The sequence below is a fragment of the Dyella lutea genome, from assembly GCF_024158035.1.
Taxonomy (GTDB): domain Bacteria; phylum Pseudomonadota; class Gammaproteobacteria; order Xanthomonadales; family Rhodanobacteraceae; genus Dyella_A; species Dyella_A lutea.
Genome location: NZ_JAMZEK010000003.1, coordinates 817,868 through 834,697, shown reverse-complemented (window position 1 = coordinate 834,697; position 16,830 = coordinate 817,868). Strand labels below are relative to the sequence as shown.

Sequence of the window (16,830 nt, the reverse complement as noted above, 5' to 3'; positions counted from 1 at the left end):
GTCCGGGGTGTCAGCGGAACCGCTTGTGGCAGTCGTCGCAGGCGTTGTCGACCGGCTGCAGTGCGGTGGCCAGCACCGCGCAGGTGCCCGGCGCCGCGGCGACCGCGTCGCGCAGCGCACCCTGCAGCTTGTCGGACGATTTCATGAAGGGATCCTCGGCGCCCTTGAAGGCGCCCGGGATGTCCAGCGCCGCGGACTGCAGCCGCTCCAGGTTCGCGCGGGTCGCGGTCGCATCGCATTGCTGCGTCTTGACCGAGTGTTCGAGCTGGCTCATGTGATAAGCCATCACCGTCATGACGGCCTTGGGCAGCGGGGTGCGCTGGTGCAGCGCGCTGATCGCGAACGCGGTACCGAGGATGCCGATGGTCAGGCCGAGCGCGATGAGTAGGGCAGACCGCATGTGTCCGGAATCCTGTCGGTTTGGGGTGCGGGGAGCATAGCCGAGGCGGGCGCACCTGCCATCAGCGTTGCGGCCTGTCGCCGCTACAATGCACCGGTTGTCCTGTCGGAGTTGTCCTGCATGCGGTCTTTCCATGGCCCGGTCCGGGCGGATTTCGCGCCATGAGCAGCGCGGCCGAAACGGCGCTGCGCGAGCGGTTCGCGGGTGTCGAGCGTCTGTATGGAGTGGGCAGCCTGTCGCGGCTGGCCGGCAAGCATGTCGCCGTGGTCGGTATCGGCGGCGTTGGCTCCTGGGCCGCCGAGGCGCTGGTCCGCAGCGCGGTGGGGCGGCTGACCCTGATCGACGCCGACGAAGTCTGTGTCTCCAATACCAATCGCCAGTTGCACGCGCTGGAAGGGGAGTACGGTCGTCCCAAGGTCGGCGTGATGGCCAATCGGCTCCATGCGATCAATCCGGCCCTGCGGCTGGAGGCGATCGAGCGCTTCCTCACGCCATCGACCCTGGATGACCTGCTCGATCGCGGCTACGACGTGGTGCTCGATGCCTGCGACGCGTTCCGGGTGAAGCTCGAGGCAATTGCCTGGTGTCGTCGGCGCAAGCTGCCGATGGTGACGGTCGGCTCGGCCGGCGGGCGCACCGATCCCACCCAGATCCGCGTGCGCGACCTTTCGCGCACCGAGCATGACGCGATGTTCAGCCTGATCCGGAAGAAGCTCCGCCAGGACTTCGGCTTTCCGCGCAATCCGGACCGCTACTTCGGCATCTCGGCGGTCTACTCCCTGCAGAATGTGCAGTACCCGCAGCCGGACGGCACGGTCTGCGGAACCCGGCCGCCGGGCGGCGACACCCTGAACCTGGCCTGCGGTGGCGGACTGGGCGCGGCCACCCACGTGACGGGGGCGTTCGCCTTTGCGGCGGTGGGTAAGGTGATGGAGAAACTGCTGAAGGGCGAGGAGTGAAAGAACAGGAGTGAGGGAAGAGGAGTGAGAGGTGAGAGAAGGCAGGGTGCGGTGCGTCCTGACTTCTGGACCGTTCCTCATCCGGCGGGCGGTTGGCAATCACAGGCGAGGCTGGCGCAGCGCACGTTTGCGCTTTTGCTCTTCTCTCACCTCTCACTCCTCCCCACTCACTCCTCACTCCCGATCACCAGCCCATGTAGTGGCCGCCGTTGATCGCCAGGTTGGCGCCGGTGATCCAGCTGGCCTGGTCGGTGGTGAAGAAGGCTACCGCGTGGGCGATCTCCTCGGGCTTGCCGAGGCGTCCGACCGGGATCTGCGCCACGATCTTCTCGCGTACTTCCTCAGGCACGGCCATCACCATGTCGGTGCCCACGTAGCCGGGCGAGACGGTATTGACGGTGATCCCGAACTTGGCGTTTTCCTGCGCCAGCGAAATGGTGAAGCCGTGCATGCCGGCCTTGGCGGCGGCGTAGTTGGCCTGGCCGTACTGGCCTTTCTGGCCGTTGATCGAGCTGATCTGCACGATGCGGCCCCACTTGCGCGCACGCATGCCCTCGATCACCGGCCGGGTGACGTTGAAGCAGGCATTGAGGTTGGTGTTGATCACGTCCGTCCACTGCTCGTAGCTCATTTTGTGGAAGGTGGTGTCGCGGGTGATGCCGGCGTTGTTGACCAGGATGTCCACCGGACCGGCCTGCGCTTCGATCGCCTTCACCATCGCCTGGCACGAGGCCGGGTCGGACACGTCGCCGGGCACCATCAGCACATCGATGCCATCGTCGGCCATCGCCTTGCGCCAGCGCTCGGCCTTGTCCGCGTCGCGGTAGTTGGACGCCACGCGATGCCCCTGTCCGGCCAGGTAGCGGATGATGGCGGTGCCGATACCGCCGGTGCCGCCGGTGACGAGAGCAGTGCGCTGGGTCATGTGCTTGGATCTCCTTGAGGGTATGTGGGTCTGAACGACGCGGAGCAGAACGCTGTCTTTATAACGGTTCAGCCGTCCGGATGGCTGCTGCGACGCGGCAAGTCGTTTCGATTGAAACATCCTGATGTTGCAGCCAGAAGCTCGTGGCATGTCGCGGCCGGTGCATCGTGCCGGACGCCGAGAAAGGCCAGAACACGACGCAGCGTCGGGATCGGGTCTGTCGGGTCGACCGCTCCCGCACCCGCGGATTTGGAGAGCTTGCGACCCTCCGGGTCCAGCACCAATGGCAGGTGCAGGTAGCGCGGCGTCGGCAGCCCGAGCAGCCGTTGCAGGTAGATCTGCCGGGGCGTGGAATCGAGCAGGTCGGCGCCACGCACCACCTCGGTGATGCCCTGGAACGCGTCGTCGACCACGCAGGCGAGCTGGTAGGCGTAGTGGCCCTCGACCCGGCGGATCACGAAGTCGCCGGCGGCCTCCCGCAGGTTCTGCCGCTGGGGGCCCTGCAGGGCATCGTGGAAGCCGACCTCGGCATCGGGCACCCGCAGCCGCCACGCCGGTGGGCGGTCGTCGGCCGGTGGCGCGACGCAGTGTCCGTCGCGATGGATCCCGCCACTGGCGGCCAGGTCGCTGCGGCTGCACCAGCAGGGAAACACCGCACCGGCCGTGCGCAGCCGCTCGAAGGCCACGTCGTAGGCGGCGCGGCGGGTGGACTGGAACAACACCGGCCCATTCGCGATCAGGCCGAAAGCGGGCAGGGTGGACAGGATGTCGCGGGCCGCACCGGGAACCTCGCGCGGCGGATCGATGTCCTCCATCCGCACCAGCCACTCGCCGCCGGCCTGGCGGGCACACAGCCAGCTGCCGACCGCGGCCACTAGCGACCCGAAATGCAGTGGTCCGGTGGGCGAGGGGGCGAAGCGTCCGCGGTAGGTCATCGCGGCATTCTATGTGGGGCCGCGTGTCTTGAAACCCGTCGGTCTCGCCCCGAATAGCGGAAGGCGGCCCAGGCCGCATCCCTCTTTTTCATGACTGCCAGAGAGACAGCCATGCGTCGCATCTTCCTCTTCCTCGCCACCAACATCGCGGTCCTGTTCCTGCTCAGCATCGTCTGTCACCTGCTGGGGGTCGACCAGTGGGCGGCCGCCCGCGGTTACGGCGGCATGACCGGGCTGCTGATGTTCGCCGCCGTGTTCGGCATGGGCGGTGCCATCATCTCGCTGCTGATGTCCAAGTGGATGGCGAAGATGTCCACCGGCGCGCGGGTGATCGAGCAGCCGGCCAACGAGGCCGAGCGCTGGCTGGTCGACACCGTCCGCCAGCACGCCCAGCGGGCGGGTATCGGCATGCCGGAGGTGGCGATCTACGACGCCCCGGAAATGAACGCCTTCGCCACCGGCGCCAGCAAGAACAACGCCTTGGTGGCGGTCAGTACCGGCCTGCTGCAGCAGATGGACCGCGACCAGATCCGCGCCGTGCTCGGCCACGAGATCGGCCACGTCGCCAACGGTGACATGGTGACCCTGACCCTGATCCAGGGCGTGCTCAACACGCTGGTGATAGTCGCCTCGCGCATCGTCGGCCGCGTCGTCGACAGCTGGCTTTCCGGTGGGCGCGACAGCCGCGACAGTGGCACCGGCATCGGCTACTTCATCTCGGTGATGGTGCTGCAGGTGGTGTTCGGCCTGTTCGCCTCGATGATCGTGGCGGCGTTCTCGCGCTGGCGCGAGTTCCGCGCAGACGCGGCGGGCGCCGGCCTGGCCGGCCGCGGTGCGATGATCTCGGCGCTGCAGCGGTTGAAGGTCAACCACGGCGAGAACACGCTGCCCAAGACCATCGCCGCCTTCGGCATCTCCAGCCCGCTGGGCGCCGGCTTCGCCCGCCTGTTCATGAGCCACCCGCCGCTGGATGAGCGCATCGCGGCGCTGCAGAACGCGGCCGGCCGCTGATCGTCGAATTCTCCTGTCCGGGAAGGGGCAGGCAGGCGAGCCGGCCTGCCTAGGCCTCGCGCCGTCATCCCAGCGGAGGCTGGGATCCAGTGCCCTCGGGCGGGAGATTCCAGACGCTGGATCCCGGCGTTCGCCGGGATGACGGCAAGAAGAACGAAGCCCAATCCAAGCAACCGCACCACATGGAACCACCACGCATGAACGCACCTGCCGAAACTCGCAAGTTCGAAGCCGAAGTCGCCCAGGTCCTGCACCTGGTCACGCACTCGCTCTACTCGCACAAGGAGATCTTCCTGCGCGAGCTGATCTCCAACGCCTCCGATGCCTGCGACAAGCTGCGCTTCGAGTCGATCGCCCACCCCGAGCTGCTGACCGGCGACGGCGAGCTGCACATCGACGTGAGCTGGGACGAGGTCGCGCGCACCGTCACCGTGCGCGACAACGGCATCGGCATGAGCCGCGACGAGGTGGTCGCCAACATCGGCACCATCGCCAGCTCCGGCACCAGGCGCTTCCTGGAAGCGATGAGCGGCGAGCAGAAGGCCGACGCGCGTCTGATCGGCCAGTTCGGCGTGGGCTTCTATTCCGCCTTCGTGGTGGCCGACAAGGTCACCGTGGTCACCCGCCGGGCCGACCTGCCGGAGGGCGAGGGCGTGAAGTGGGAAAGCGACGGCAAGGGCGAATATTCGCTGGAGCCGGTCGATGCACCGCAGCGCGGTACGTCGGTGACCCTGCACCTGAAGGCCGACGAGGACGAGTTCCTCAAGGGCTGGCAGCTGAAGTCGCTGATCCGCAAGTATTCCGACCACGTCGCCTTTCCGATCCGCACGCCGGTGGAGAAGGACGGCCAGCCGACCGACGAGTTCGAGAGCACCAACGCCGCCTCGGCGCTGTGGACCAAGCCCAAGAACGAGATCTCCGACGAGGACTACATCGGCTTCTACAAGTCGCTGGGCCACGACTTCAACGATCCGCTCGCCTGGACCCACAACCGCGTCGAGGGCAGCCAGAGTTTCACCACCCTGCTGTACCTGCCGTCGCAGCCGCCGTTCGACCTGATGATGGGCGGGCGCGATGAGCGCAAGGGACTGAAGCTCTACATCAAGCGCGTCTTCATCATGGACGCGGCCGAGGAGCTGCTGCCGAACTACCTGCGCTTCGTCCGCGGCGTGGTCGATGCCGACGACCTGCCGCTCAACGTCAGCCGCGAAATCCTGCAGCAGAACCGCAACCTGGAGAGGATCAAGTCGGCCTGCGTGAAGCGCGTGCTCGATCTGATCGAGAAGTTGGCGCGCGACGAACCGGAGAAGTTCGCCACCTTCTACAAGGCCTTCGGCAACACCCTGAAGGAGGGTGTCGCCGAGGACGGCGCCAACCGCGGGCGCATCGCCAAGCTGCTGCGTTTTGCCAGCACCGGGGGCCAAGGCAGCGCGCAGACGGTGTCGCTGGACGACTACATCGGCCGCATGGCGGTGGGCCAGGACACCATCTGGTACATCACCGCCGACAGCTACGCTGCCGCCGCCGGCAGTCCGCAGCTGGAAGCGTTCAAGGCCAAGGGCATCGAAGTGCTGCTGATGTCCGACCGCATCGACGAGTGGATGATCGGCTCCCTAAGCGAGTACGAAGGCAAGAAGCTCAAGAGCGTGGCCAAGGGCGAGGTGCCGCTGGACGAAGCCGACAAGCAAAAGCAGGAAGAGGCGACCAAGGCCGCCGAGCCGCTGCTGACGAAGCTCAAGGAGTTGCTCGGCGACCGCGTGGGCGAGGTGAAGGTGTCCGCGCGCCTCACCGACAGCCCGTCCTGCCTGGCGCTGTCCGACTACGAGATGGCGCCGCACCTGGCGCGCCTGCTGCGCGAGGCCGGCCACGACCTGCCGGACGCCAAACCGACGCTGGAGGTGAATCCGGCACACGCGCTGGTGCAGCGGGTGACTGCCGAGGGCGACGAAGCCAAGGCGAAGGACCTGTCCCTGCTGCTGCTGGAGCAGGCCGAGATCGCCGCCGGCGCCCAGCTGCCGGATCCGGCCGCCTTCGTGCAGCGGATGAACCGCTTGCTGCTCGGCTGAGCGGTCGCTTCGTGCTGGAACGGAAAGCCCGCCGCATGGCGGGCTTCCTGCTGGTGCGGATCAGATGGTGCCAGTCTCGTACAGCTCCAGCGGCAGGCCGTCCGGATCGGCGAAGAACAGGAAGCGCCGGCCGGTGTACTCGTCCAGGCGGATCGCCTCGGTGGCGACCCCGGCGGCGGTGAGGTAGGCCTGCCAGGCCGCCACGTCGTCCACCGCGAAGGCCAGGTGGCGCAGGCCGCAGGCTTCCGGCCGGCTCGGCCGTGGTGGTGGGTCGGGAAAGGAGAACAGCTCCAGCCGGGTGCCGTCGGGCAGGGCCAGATCCAGCTTCCAGCTGTCGCGCGCGTCGCGGTAGTGCTCGTCCAGCACGGTGCAGCCGAGCAGTCCGGTATAGAAGCGCTTCGAGCGCGCGTAGTCCGAGCCGATCAGCGCGACGTGGTGGGTGCCGCGAAGGGCCGGCCTCGCAGGCGTGCTATCGCTCATGCGCCGGCCACGTCGAGCGGCCCGAGCACGTGGACCTCGGGCGGCGCCGCCAGCCAGTCCGCGATGGTTGCGCGGTAGGTGCGGTAGTGCGCGCTGTCGCGGTGCGCCTGCAGGGCGGCTTCGTCGTCGTAGGCCTCCACGATGTGGAACACCGGCGAGCCATCGGTCGCAGCGAACAGGTCGTACTGCCGGTTGCCCGGCTCGACACGGCTGCCGGCGACCAGTGGGCCGAGGGCGTGGGCGACGTCGTCGCGATGTTCGGGGCGGGCGGTCAGGCGCGCGATCACATGGATGCTCACGGAGTATCTCCCTTGCCAGGGGAAAAGCCGTCGGTATCGCGACGCGCCAGCCGCCGGTCAATCGAGGTACGCCACTCGGCGGACAGTTCCGGCACGGTCAGCGCACGGGCCAGCAGCGCCTGCGCCGCCGGTCCGTTCGGGTGCAGGTAGGCGTGGAACAGCGGCCGAATGGCTATCTGGCCGTGACCGCGGGCCACGCGCTGCACCGGGTTGCCGGCTTCGAGGATGCCCGGCTCCAGCACGCGCAGGTAGGCCCCGCAACGCAGCGAATCGGCGAAGCGCTTCGGCAGACTGGCATCGCCGAAGCGCAGACCGAGCTTGAAGCAAGGGACGCGCGGTTGGGTCACCACGAAGCGGGCCGAGCCGATGGCGAGCTGGTCACCGATGCAAAGCTCGTTTTCGTCGAGTCCGGCGATGGTGAGGTTTTCGCCGAAGTGTCCGGGGACGAGATCGTCGCGACCGAGTTCCTGCTGCCACCAGTCGTAGTGTTCGGCCGCGTACGCGTACACCGCCTTGTCCGGTCCGCCGTGGTGGATCCGATCGGCTTGGCCATCGCCCTCCAGTTGTTCGGTCAGCACACGCACCGGGCCGTGCACCGCCGTCTTGAAGATGCCCGTGGAGACCGTGCGGTCACCGTGGGACACGTCGCGGGGAAGGGCAACGCTGATGGTGGTCAACTGCATGGGGTGCTTCTGGCAAAGGGTCTGGTATGCGGCGTCAGGATGCCGCAATGCGGCAAATTTTACGCAGATTTTATGCCGACGCTCGAATCCGCCATCCTCTCGTTATGCCCGCCTGACGATAATACGCGGTGCGCCACGCAAGACGATGCCGGGCGGTGTCGTCGTGGTTTTAGGGTGCCGGTCTGGCCGCCCCCCGGGAGCTTTTGCAATGCAAGCTGTTTCGTCGCGCCGCATGGCCGCGCTGGCCCTCGGCGCCGTGGGCGTGGTTTACGGCGACATCGGCACCAGCCCGCTGTACACGCTGAAGGAAGTGTTCGGTCCACACGGCGTGCCGGCCTCGCACGACAACGTGCTCGGCGCCCTGAGCCTGGTGTTCTGGGCGCTGATCATCGTGGTGTCGGTGAAGTACCTGCTGTTCATCATGCGTGCCGACAACAAGGGCGAGGGCGGCATCATGGCGCTGATGGCGCTGGCCCAGCGCTGCACCCGGGATCGTCCGCAGCTGCGCTGGGGCCTGGTGCTGCTGGGCTTGTTCGGCGCCGCGCTGTTCTACGGCGACGGCGTGATCACGCCGGCCATCTCGGTGCTGTCGGCGGTGGAAGGCTTGAAGGTCGCCACGCCGGAGCTGGCCCATTACGTGGTGCCGATCACCGTGGGCGTGATCCTCGGCCTGGGCTGGTTGCAGCGGCACGGCACGGCGCGCATCGGCGCGGTGTTCGGTCCGGTCTGCGCGGTGTGGTTCGTGGCCATTGCGGCGCTGGGTGTGATGGGTATCGCCCGCCATCCGACCGTGCTCTACGCGTTGCTGCCGACCTATGCCATAGAGTTCTTCACCCACAACCATGCCGAGGCGTTCTTCGCCCTGGGGGCGGTGGTGCTGGCGGTGACCGGTACCGAGGCGCTCTATGCGGACATGGGACATTTCGGCAGGGGACCGATCCGGGTCGCCTGGTTCAGCTTCGTGTTGCCGGCGCTGCTGCTGAACTACTTCGGCCAGGGGGCGCTGGTGCTGATGGACCCGGCCACGGTGGCCAACCCGTTCTACCACCTGGTGCCGCGGACGCTGCTGTACCCGATGATCGGGTTGGCCACGGCGGCCACGGTGATCGCCTCGCAGGCGGTGATTTCCGGCGCGTTCTCGATGACCCGCGAGGCGATGCAGCTCGGCTATGTGCCGCGCATGCAGGTGGTGCACACCTCGCAGGAAATGTCCGGCCAGGTCTACGTGCCGTGGATCAACCGCGCGCTGGTGGTGCTGATCGTGCTGGCCGTGGTCGGTTTCCGCTCCTCGGACAACCTGGGTTCGGCCTACGGCATCGCGGTGACCGGCACGATGGTGATCACCACGCTGCTGGCTCTCACCGTGGCGCGCATCCAGTGGCGCTGGAGCTGGGCGGCGGTGGTCGCCACCGGCACCGGCCTGCTGGTGGTGGACCTGGGCTTCTTCAGCGCCAACATCATCAAGATCGAATCCGGCGGCTGGTTCCCGCTGGCACTGGGGCTGGTGGTATTCCTGCTGATGACCACCTGGCGTCGCGGCCGTGAACTGGTGGTGCGCGAGATCCAGCAGGGCGGCCTGGCGCTGGCGCCGTTCATCGTGAACATGAGCGAGCATCCGCCGGTGCGCGTGGCCGGCACCGCGGTGTTCCTCACCGGCAACGGCAATGCCGTGCCGCATGCGCTGCTGCACAACCTCAAGCACAACAAGGTGCTGCACGAACGCAACGTGATGCTGACGGTGGAGACGCTGGACGAGCCGGTGGCCGACGAGGACCAGCACATCGAGTGGACGCCGCTGGAAGGCGGCTTCGCGCGGCTGCGCCTGCGCTTCGGCTTCGCCGAGGATCCGGACGTACCGGCACGGCTGGCCGAGTGCGCTCGCACCGGCATCCACTTCGACATGATGGACACCACGTTCTTTGTCTCGCGCGAGAGCATCGTTGCCGGCAGTCGGCGGCCGGGGATGGCGCTGTGGCGGGAAAAGCTGTTCGTGCTGCTGGCGCGCAACGCGATGCCGGCGACGGCGTTCTTCCGCATCCCCGGCAACCGCCTGATCGAGCTCGGGGCGCAGGTGGAGATCTAGTCGCTTGGCCACGGATTCCGCCGGCGGCCGCGCGGTGGCGGGCGGTCCGGCGCGGCCCCTCGCCGACGGGCTGGGCGATGCACTAACGTGGGCCGGCAGCCTCGGATCGGACCGCATGAACGACGTTTCCCGCCCGCAGCCGTCGCCGGCCTCGCGCCGGCTTGGCGACTACCTGTTCGCCACCGCGGTCGCGGTGCTGGGCTTTGCGCTGGCCTTCGTCGCGCAGCGCTATCTCTCGGTGGCGAACCTGGCCCTGGTGTTCCTCACCGCGGTGCTGGTGGTAGCGGTGCGCACGCGCATGACCGTGGCGGTCTACACCGCGCTGCTGTGCTTCGTCGGCTATAACTTCTTCTTCACCGAACCGCGCTACACGCTGGCGATCGAGCGACCGGACGACCTGCTGGCGGTGGGGTTGTTCCTAGCGGTCGCGCTGGTCTGCAGCCGGCTGGCGACGCGGCTGTCGACCCAGGTGGAAGGCCTGCGCGAGGCGCAGTGGCGCGCGCGTGCGCTGCTCGACCTCGGTAAGCGACTGGCCGGTTGCGGCGGGCTGCAGGCGGTGCGCGACACCGCGGTGGTGGCCCTTGCACGCACGCTCTCCGGCGGCGTCGTGCTGTTCGCGCCGGATCCGCGGGGGGCGCTGGCGGTGGTCGCTGCCTCGTCCGATGCGCCGGAACTCGGGCCGGAGGAGCTGGCTGCCGCCAGCTGGGTCGCTGCCCATGCGCGCGCTGCCGGTCGCTACGAGGCGAACTTCGCCGGGATCGGCTGCTGGCTGCTGCCGGTCGATCCGCTGGCGCCGGCCGCGGGACTGGTGGTGCTGTCGCTGGCGGACGAGGACGTGGGGCCGGACCTGCCGCGCCGCGAGCTGGCACTGGCGATGTTGGCCGACATCGCGCGCGTGCTCGAGCGCGCGCGTCTGGCCGAAGCGCTGGAGCAGGCCCGTGTGCAGGGCGAGACCGAGCGCCTGCGCAACGCGCTGCTGTCTTCCGTGTCGCACGACCTGCGTTCGCCGCTGGCGGCGATGATCGGCGCGGCCGGCACACTGGCCAGTTACGACGACCAACTGGCGCCGCACGAGCGTGGCGAACTGCTGCAGTCGATCCTCGACGAAGGCCAGCGGCTGGACCGCTACATCCAGAATCTGCTCGACATGACCCGGCTCGGTCACGGCACGCTGAAGCTGCAGCGCGACTGGGTCGATGCCGCCGAGATCGCGCGGGCGGCGATCGGGCGGCTGCGCCGCTATTACCCGGAGCAGGCGGTCGAGACCCATTTGCCGGAGGCGACAGTATTGCTCTACGTGCATCCGGCGCTGATCGAGCAGGCGTTGTTCAACGTGCTGGAGAATGCCGCGCACTTCTCGCCGCCCGGTGCGCCGGTGACGGTGGACCTTGCCGTGGATGGCGAGCGGCTGGTGATCCGCGTGGCCGACCGCGGGCCCGGCATTCCCGAGGCCGAGCGTGCGCGCATCTTCGACATGTTTTATTCCGTCTCGCGCGGCGACCGTGGCCACAAGGGCACTGGCCTGGGCCTGTCGATCTGCCGTGGCATGATCGGCGCACACGGCGGCTCGATTGAGGCGCTGCCCGGCGAGGGTGGCGGCACCGTGATCCGTATCGTCCTGCCGTTGCCGCCCGCACCGGAGCCTGGCCCATGACAGCATCCGCACCGCGCGTGCTCGTGATCGACGACGAAGCGCAGATCCGCCGCTTCCTCGACATCGGCCTGCGCGCCGAGGGCTATCAAGTGCTGCAGGCGGCCACGGCCGAGGAAGGCCTGGCACTGGCCGCTACCCAATCGCCGGATCTGGTGATCCTCGACATCGGCCTGCCGGACCGCGAGGGCCACGAGGTGCTGGCCGAGCTGCGCCAGTGGAGCCAGGTACCCGTGCTGATGCTGTCGGTGCGCGACAGCGAGGCACAGAAGGTGCGCGCGCTGGACAACGGCGCCAACGACTATGTGACCAAGCCGTTCGGTATCCAGGAGCTGATGGCGCGGCTGCGCGTGCTGTTGCGCAGCCGGGTGGCCGCGACGACAGCGCCGGACGCCGCACCGCGCTACGACGACGGCCGTCTGGTGGTGGATCAGCTGAGGCGTGAGGTGACACTGGACGGTGAGCCGGTCGCGCTGACCCGCAAGGAATACGCCGTGCTGGCCCTGCTGCTGCGTCACGCCGGCCGGGTGGTCAGCCAGCAGCAGCTGCTGCGCGAGGTGTGGGGCGCCACCCACGTGCAGGACACCCACTACCTGCGCATCGTGATCGGCCGCCTGCGCCAGAAGCTGGGCGATGATCCGGCCGAGCCGCGTTGGCTCAAGACCGAGCCGGGCGTGGGTTATCGCTTCCTGGGAGAGGAAGCGGGCTAATTGTCGACCGGGCCGTCGGTCCGTTTGCGCCGGCGGCGCGGCTGCGGCTGGGCGAGCAGGGCCTGCAGGTAGGCGATGCCTTCCTCTTCCGGGAAGAACGCCACCACGTCGCCGACGCCCAGCTGGTATTTCGTGCGCAGGGCGTGGAATTCCTCGCGGGCCCGGGCCATCCGCTCGGCCTCGGCGGCCTTGGTGCTGGGGCGGCCGCGACCGCGCTTGGCCGGAGCCGGTGCCGGGGCCGGGGCCGGGGCCGGGATGGCCGGTGCCGGTTCGGGTGTCGCCTTTTCCTTGGCCTGGTCCAGCGCGGCCAGTTCGGCCTGGAACTGTCGGAAGTCGTAGTTGCTCGAAGCCATGTCCAACGGAAAAGGAGTGGGGGCGGGTAGCACCATCTTCGCATGCCGGGCGCGCGGGCGCCGCTTCAAGCTGCGACGGCCGGCACCTCACCACGCGCCTGCTGCCACTCGCGCAATCCCATGATGGCCAGTACCACGAAGCCGGCGTAAAGCACCGAGGTGATCAGCAGGTCCTTGTAGACGTATTCACCCACGTAGATTACGTCGACCAGGATCCACAGCCACCAGGCCGCCAGGTGCCGCCGTCCCTGCCACCACTGCGCGACCAGGCTGAAGCTGGTCAGTGCAGCGTCCAGCCAGGGCAGGGCGGCGTCGGTCCAGCGATGCATGGCATAGCCCAGCGCCAGCGCGCCGATCACGCCGAGGGCGGTGTGCCCCACCGCCTCGCCGAACGGCAGCGGCGCCACCTGCACCCGGCCGTCGTCGTCGAGGTTGCGCCGCCAGCGCTGCCAGCCGTAGACGATCAGGCCGGCGAACGCCACCTGCAGCAGGGCATCGGAGTACAGCTTGGCATCGACGAAGATGCCGCCGTAGACCAGCACCGAGGCCAGGCCGACCGGCCAGCACAGCGGCCGCCGGCGCGCGGTCAGCCACACCGCCCAGGCGCTGATCACCGCTCCGGTCAGCTCGACCCAGGACACGATCAGAACCCGACCGTGACCGACAGTCGCGCCAAACGCGGCGCGCCCGGGAACAGGTAGCTGTCGCCGCCGGTGCTGCCGGTGTCGCGCCAGTAGAAGCGGTTGAACAGATTGTCCACGCTCAGGTGCCAGGTCATCGGGTGATCGCTCCAGATCGTGGTGTAGCGCAGGCCGGCGTCGAACACGTTGTACGCAGGCACGCGGACATGGCCGTCGGGCGTGGCCGGATTGGCGCTCGCGTAGCGCCAGCCGGCCAGCAGGCCGAGCGCGTGCGCGAACGGCAGCCGGTAGTCCATGTACACCGAGGTGCGCAGGCGCGGCACGTTGATGATCTGGTGGCCTTCATAGGCCGGCGTGCCGCTGTGGCTGGCGCGGGCCTGGATCAGGTTCGCGCTGGCGGTGAGGCGCAGGTCGTCGCTGATCCGGCCGTCGGCGCCCAGCTCCAGGCCGGTGTGCGCTTCCTGGCCGCGCTGCACGAAGGTGAAGCCGGCCGCCGAGTGGTCCGGCTGCGCGAACTGGTAGGGCTGGCGGATGCGGTACAGCGCCGCACGCAGGCTCAGCGCGTCGCTCCAGTCGTACTTTACGCCAGCCTCGATCTGCCGCGAGTGCAGCGGGGCCAGCATCTGGCCGCCGTTGCTGGTCCAGTACGGCGCCTCGGCGCCCAGCGCGAGGTTCTCGCTGTAGCTGGCATAGACGGTCAGCGGCGCGCGTGGCTGCCACATCACCGCCGCCTGCGGCAGGGTCTTGCTCAGGCGGGTGTCGCGTAGGAGCACCCGGCCGCTGTCGTCCCACGCGCGCTCGTGCAGGCGCACGAAGCGGGCGCCGGCCAGCACCTGCCACTGCTCGCCGAGGTGGATGCGGTCCATGCCGAACAGTGCGCGCTGCCAGCTGCTGAACGTGCGCGCCGACGGACCGGGCTGGTTCGGCGAAGGCGCGAAATACGGCGGGATCACCTGGTCGATGTTGCCGGTGCCGACGTAGTCGTAGACATAAGGCCGCTGGTCCAGCGTGCGGCGGAAGGCGCTGGCGCCGAGGCTGACTTCCTGGCTGATGCTGCCGGTGTCGAAGCCGCCCTTGAGCACGGCACGCACCTCGTCGTTCTGGCGGGTGTCGCCCGGGCTGCGGAAATCGTAGATGTCGTAGTCGCCGTTGGGTGCGAAGAAATTGCCCGGGTAGGCGCCGGTGGCGCACTGTGGGGCGTAGAAGCAACCGTAGGCGAACGCGACGTTGTCGTTGATCACGGTGTGGCTGTGGCCGGCCGAGAGCCGGGCGCTCCAGCGGTCGCTGAAGCGGTAGTTGAAGCGCGCGGTGGTGTTGCTGGAGTGGATGCCGACCGGCTGCTGCCACGGCTCGTAGCCGAGCAGGCGGGTGTTGCTCGGATGCGTCGGGATCGTCGTGCCGCCGAGCAACTGGTAGCCGGACACCGAGCGCTGGCCGCTGGTCTGGTAGTCGGTGTCCAGTTGCAGCGTGGCGCGGTCGCTGATCTTCCAGTCGGCGGCGAGCGAGAGGAAGCTGCGCCGGCCCGGCGTGTGCTCGACGTAGGAGTGCATGGCCTCGTGCGCCGCGTTCACGCGCAGGCCGAAGCTCGGTGTGAGCCAGCCGCCGACGTCGACCGCGGCGTAGCGCGAGCCGTGCGAGTCGGTGCCCAACGTGGCCGTGCGCACGTCGGCCGGGCGTTTGGTCACGTAGTTGACGATGCCGCCCGGCGCGATGATGCCGGCCTCCAGGCCACCCAGGCCCTTGAGGATCTCCACCCGCTGCTTGTCCTCCAGCGGCGTGAGTTGCTCGCCGTTGATGGTCATGTCGTTCATGCGGTAGGCGGTGGCCAGGTCGAGCACGAAGCCGCGGATTGCCAGGTCCTGGTAGTAGCCCACCGGCGCGTAGTTGTCGCCGACCGACGCGTCGGTGCGCACCAGCTCGCTGAGCGTGCGCGGCTGGCGGTCGTCGATCAGGTCGCGGGTGATCACGGTGACCGAGGCCGGCGTGTCGTGCAGCGGCGCGTTGCCGAAGCTGCCGAAGGTGTCTACCTGCGAGCTGTCGGCGTGGTAGCCCTTGTCGGCGTTGGCGGTGACCTGCACCGTCCCGAGTTTCTTCGCCTGCGCCGGGTCGTGGCCGGCGTCGTCGACAGCGTGGGCGCACAGCGGCGCGACCGCCAGGGCGGCGAGCAGGGCGGTGGCGAGGGGCGTGCGGGGCAGGGTCATGGTCGTCGTCGTCTCGAATGGGCAGGACGAAGCGACGGCGCGCGCACGACGCACGGACGTGCGCCATGGTTGCTGCAAGCTCCCTACGCCGGTGCGAACCGGATCAGGTTCCAAGGGACTCTCTCAGCCCGGCTCATCGCCAGGCACCCCCGCTTCAAGACCGCTATTGAACCATGAAAGCCTGCGCGATGGGGAGCCGGGTCGGCGGCTACACGGCTCAGTCCGCGTCGCGGATCGCCGCCAGCAGGCGCTGTCCTGGGGCACCCTCGAACCACGCGGCGTGGCCGAGCAGGAAGGTGTCGTAGGCCACGTCGGCCGCGTGCGCCGAGCGGGTGATGCCGTGGAAGTACTCCACTTCCGACAGCGCGAAATCCACGTGCACCACCGGCAGCAGGTCGGCGAGCAGGTGCAGCTCGTCGATGCCGAGTGGCCGCTCCTCGCGATAGCCGGCGATGAGCGCCCGCGCGATGTCGGGGCGGGCGGCGACGTCACCCGCGTCGAGCGCCAGCCAGGCGATCGCGTTGCGCTCGATGGCGGTGGCCAGGTCGAACAGCGCGAAGTTGCTGGCGGCCAGTCCGAAGTCGAGCACGCAGGTCACCTCGGCGGCGTCGCCGGCGCCGCTCCAGCACAGGTTGGAGACGTGCCAGTCGCCGTGCGTCCACAGCCGCGGCTGCCGCGCCAGCGCTGGCTGCGCAGACCCCCAGGGCGCGAACAGCCGCTCGAGGTCGCGTGGCCAGTCGCGGCGCGCGAGGTAGCCGGCCAGCGCGGGGCGCTGCCGGAGCTGCGAGCGCAGCGTGGCCACCGGATCGGCGGCCGTCGCCAGTTCGCTGCGCGCGACCAGGATGTGCGTCCCGCGCTGGGCGGCGGAATAGCTGGCGGAGGCCGCGTGCAGCCGTGCCAGCATGCGGCCGGCGGTGCGCGCATGGACGAGCCGGTCGGGCGGTTGCCACGAGATCGTGTCGCGATAGAGGTCCTCGCCGCGGGCAATGGTGTGGACCTCGTAGGTCCAGTCGCCGTGCGCGAGGGCGGTCTGGCCGTCGCGGTCGGCGAGCACTTCGACCACCGGCAATCCATGGCGGTGCAGGTGCGCGAGCAGGGCATGTTCCTCGGCCAGCGTGGCGGCCGTGCGCACGCTCATGTGGTGCCGCTTGACGAAGACCGTGCCGCCGCGCACGGTCTCGACCAGGCCGGCCGCGGACAGCGGGCGCGGACTGTGCCAGAGGACGCGCCCCAGGCCGCCGGCCGCGGGAACCGTGGCCAGCACGCCGGACAGCTCCGTCTCGGAGAGAGCGGGCCAGTCCGGGGCGATCTCGTCGCCGGCCAGGCCGTGCACGCGGTGGGTGGGGTGGGTCATCTCGGGGCGCGGATCCGGGGCGGCGGGGCGCCGATTATCGCCGATGCGCCGGCGCGACCTTGGTCCGGCTTCCCTGACT

At 69.0% G+C, this 16,830-nt stretch carries 16 protein-coding genes and 1 riboswitch; of the genes, 6 read left to right on the top strand and 10 right to left on the bottom strand.

Annotation, left to right across the window (positions count from 1 at the left end):
- Positions 1-10: 10 nt before the first annotated feature.
- The gene (locus tag NC595_RS16155; protein ID WP_253568159.1) at positions 11-400 is read right to left on the bottom strand and encodes a cytochrome c; all 390 of its coding nucleotides are present in this window, start codon (positions 398-400) and stop codon (positions 11-13) included.
- 161 nt (positions 401-561) lie between these two features.
- Here NC595_RS16155 and NC595_RS16150 point away from each other — a divergent pair, with 161 nt between their 5' ends.
- A complete protein-coding gene (locus NC595_RS16150; RefSeq protein ID WP_253568157.1) occupies positions 562-1,359 on the top strand; it encodes a tRNA threonylcarbamoyladenosine dehydratase in 798 nt (265 codons plus the stop codon).
- 184 nt (positions 1,360-1,543) lie between these two features.
- On the opposite strand, the gene phbB is transcribed toward NC595_RS16150, so the two are convergent.
- Together phbB and gluQRS are read right to left on the bottom strand one after the other, a co-directional pair.
- Positions 1,544-2,284: an acetoacetyl-CoA reductase gene (gene phbB, locus NC595_RS16145; protein WP_253568155.1), complete on the bottom strand. Its 741-nt coding sequence runs from the start codon at positions 2,282-2,284 to the stop codon at positions 1,544-1,546.
- A 68-nt stretch (positions 2,285-2,352) separates the two neighbouring features.
- Positions 2,353-3,219: a tRNA glutamyl-Q(34) synthetase GluQRS gene (gluQRS, locus tag NC595_RS16140; RefSeq protein ID WP_253568153.1), complete on the bottom strand. Its 867-nt coding sequence runs from the start codon at positions 3,217-3,219 to the stop codon at positions 2,353-2,355.
- A 111-nt stretch (positions 3,220-3,330) separates the two neighbouring features.
- On the opposite strand from gluQRS, the gene htpX reads away from it, so the two are divergent.
- Both htpX and htpG read left to right on the top strand, forming a co-directional pair.
- Positions 3,331-4,230, top strand: a complete 900-nt coding sequence (gene htpX / locus NC595_RS16135; RefSeq protein ID WP_253568151.1) for a protease HtpX — start codon at positions 3,331-3,333, stop codon at positions 4,228-4,230.
- A 197-nt stretch (positions 4,231-4,427) separates the two neighbouring features.
- Positions 4,428-6,296 carry a molecular chaperone HtpG gene (htpG, locus tag NC595_RS16130; protein ID WP_253568149.1) on the top strand — a complete coding sequence of 623 codons (1,869 nt, stop codon included), beginning with the start codon at positions 4,428-4,430 and terminating at the stop codon, positions 6,294-6,296.
- A 60-nt stretch (positions 6,297-6,356) separates the two neighbouring features.
- Here htpG and gloA2 read toward each other — a convergent pair whose 3' ends face one another.
- The 3 genes from gloA2 to NC595_RS16115 are packed head-to-tail and all read right to left on the bottom strand — an operon-like array spanning position 6,357 to position 7,758.
- Positions 6,357-6,776: an SMU1112c/YaeR family gloxylase I-like metalloprotein gene (gene gloA2 / locus NC595_RS16125; protein ID WP_253568147.1), complete on the bottom strand. Its 420-nt coding sequence runs from the start codon at positions 6,774-6,776 to the stop codon at positions 6,357-6,359.
- Entirely contained in the window at positions 6,773-7,075 is a 303-nt protein-coding gene (locus tag NC595_RS16120) for a putative quinol monooxygenase (RefSeq protein ID WP_253568145.1), read from the bottom strand. The genes gloA2 and NC595_RS16120 overlap by 4 nt, the downstream gene beginning before the upstream one ends.
- On the bottom strand, positions 7,072-7,758 hold the full coding sequence (locus tag NC595_RS16115; RefSeq protein ID WP_253568143.1) for an MOSC domain-containing protein: 687 nt from the start codon (positions 7,756-7,758) through the stop codon (positions 7,072-7,074). The genes NC595_RS16120 and NC595_RS16115 overlap by 4 nt, the downstream gene beginning before the upstream one ends.
- A gap of 208 nt (positions 7,759-7,966) precedes the next feature.
- Between NC595_RS16115 and NC595_RS16110 the strand changes: the two genes are divergently transcribed.
- The 3 genes from NC595_RS16110 to NC595_RS16100 all read left to right on the top strand — a co-directional run bounded on the left by NC595_RS16110 (position 7,967) and on the right by NC595_RS16100 (position 12,202).
- The gene (locus NC595_RS16110) at positions 7,967-9,841 is read left to right on the top strand and encodes a potassium transporter Kup (protein WP_253568141.1); all 1,875 of its coding nucleotides are present in this window, start codon (positions 7,967-7,969) and stop codon (positions 9,839-9,841) included.
- Between the two features lie 115 nt (positions 9,842-9,956).
- Positions 9,957-11,495 carry an ATP-binding protein gene (locus tag NC595_RS16105; RefSeq protein WP_253568139.1) on the top strand — a complete coding sequence of 513 codons (1,539 nt, stop codon included), beginning with the start codon at positions 9,957-9,959 and terminating at the stop codon, positions 11,493-11,495.
- A complete protein-coding gene (locus NC595_RS16100) occupies positions 11,492-12,202 on the top strand; it encodes a response regulator (protein ID WP_253568137.1) in 711 nt (236 codons plus the stop codon). Before NC595_RS16105 ends, NC595_RS16100 begins: the two co-directional genes overlap by 4 nt.
- Here NC595_RS16100 and NC595_RS16095 read toward each other — a convergent pair.
- The 4 genes from NC595_RS16095 to NC595_RS16080 all read right to left on the bottom strand — a co-directional run bounded on the left by NC595_RS16095 (position 12,199) and on the right by NC595_RS16080 (position 16,751).
- Entirely contained in the window at positions 12,199-12,555 is a 357-nt protein-coding gene (locus NC595_RS16095) for a 2-hydroxyacyl-CoA dehydratase (RefSeq protein WP_253568135.1), read from the bottom strand. The genes NC595_RS16100 and NC595_RS16095 overlap by 4 nt on opposite strands.
- 65 nt (positions 12,556-12,620) lie before the next feature.
- Positions 12,621-13,196: a nicotinamide riboside transporter PnuC gene (gene pnuC / locus NC595_RS16090; protein WP_253568133.1), complete on the bottom strand. Its 576-nt coding sequence runs from the start codon at positions 13,194-13,196 to the stop codon at positions 12,621-12,623.
- 2 nt (positions 13,197-13,198) lie between these two features.
- The gene (locus tag NC595_RS16085) at positions 13,199-15,397 is read right to left on the bottom strand and encodes a TonB-dependent siderophore receptor (protein ID WP_253568131.1); all 2,199 of its coding nucleotides are present in this window, start codon (positions 15,395-15,397) and stop codon (positions 13,199-13,201) included.
- A gap of 63 nt (positions 15,398-15,460) precedes the next feature.
- A riboswitch (TPP riboswitch) is annotated at positions 15,461-15,558 on the bottom strand.
- Between the two features lie 56 nt (positions 15,559-15,614).
- Complete coding sequence (locus tag NC595_RS16080; protein ID WP_253568129.1) at positions 15,615-16,751, bottom strand: phosphotransferase enzyme family protein; 1,137 nt, start codon at positions 16,749-16,751, stop codon at positions 15,615-15,617.
- Positions 16,752-16,830: the final 79 nt, after the last annotated feature.

Excerpts from the sequence above, each read along its gene's own strand:
- NC595_RS16155 (WP_253568159.1), bottom strand. The coding sequence starts at position 400 with ATGCGGTCTGCCCTACTCATCGCGCTCGGCCTGACCATCGGCATCCTC.
- NC595_RS16150 (WP_253568157.1), top strand. The coding sequence starts at position 562 with ATGAGCAGCGCGGCCGAAACGGCGCTGCGCGAGCGGTTCGCGGGTGTC.
- phbB (WP_253568155.1), bottom strand. The coding sequence starts at position 2,284 with ATGACCCAGCGCACTGCTCTCGTCACCGGCGGCACCGGCGGTATCGGC.
- gluQRS (WP_253568153.1), bottom strand. The coding sequence starts at position 3,219 with ATGACCTACCGCGGACGCTTCGCCCCCTCGCCCACCGGACCACTGCAT.
- htpX (WP_253568151.1), top strand. The coding sequence starts at position 3,331 with ATGCGTCGCATCTTCCTCTTCCTCGCCACCAACATCGCGGTCCTGTTC.
- htpG (WP_253568149.1), top strand. The coding sequence starts at position 4,428 with ATGAACGCACCTGCCGAAACTCGCAAGTTCGAAGCCGAAGTCGCCCAG.
- gloA2 (WP_253568147.1), bottom strand. The coding sequence starts at position 6,776 with ATGAGCGATAGCACGCCTGCGAGGCCGGCCCTTCGCGGCACCCACCAC.
- NC595_RS16115 (WP_253568143.1), bottom strand. The coding sequence starts at position 7,758 with ATGCAGTTGACCACCATCAGCGTTGCCCTTCCCCGCGACGTGTCCCAC.
- NC595_RS16110 (WP_253568141.1), top strand. The coding sequence starts at position 7,967 with ATGCAAGCTGTTTCGTCGCGCCGCATGGCCGCGCTGGCCCTCGGCGCC.
- NC595_RS16105 (WP_253568139.1), top strand. The coding sequence starts at position 9,957 with ATGAACGACGTTTCCCGCCCGCAGCCGTCGCCGGCCTCGCGCCGGCTT.
- NC595_RS16100 (WP_253568137.1), top strand. The coding sequence starts at position 11,492 with ATGACAGCATCCGCACCGCGCGTGCTCGTGATCGACGACGAAGCGCAG.
- NC595_RS16095 (WP_253568135.1), bottom strand. The coding sequence starts at position 12,555 with ATGGCTTCGAGCAACTACGACTTCCGACAGTTCCAGGCCGAACTGGCC.
- NC595_RS16085 (WP_253568131.1), bottom strand. The coding sequence starts at position 15,397 with ATGACCCTGCCCCGCACGCCCCTCGCCACCGCCCTGCTCGCCGCCCTG.
- NC595_RS16080 (WP_253568129.1), bottom strand. The coding sequence starts at position 16,751 with ATGACCCACCCCACCCACCGCGTGCACGGCCTGGCCGGCGACGAGATC.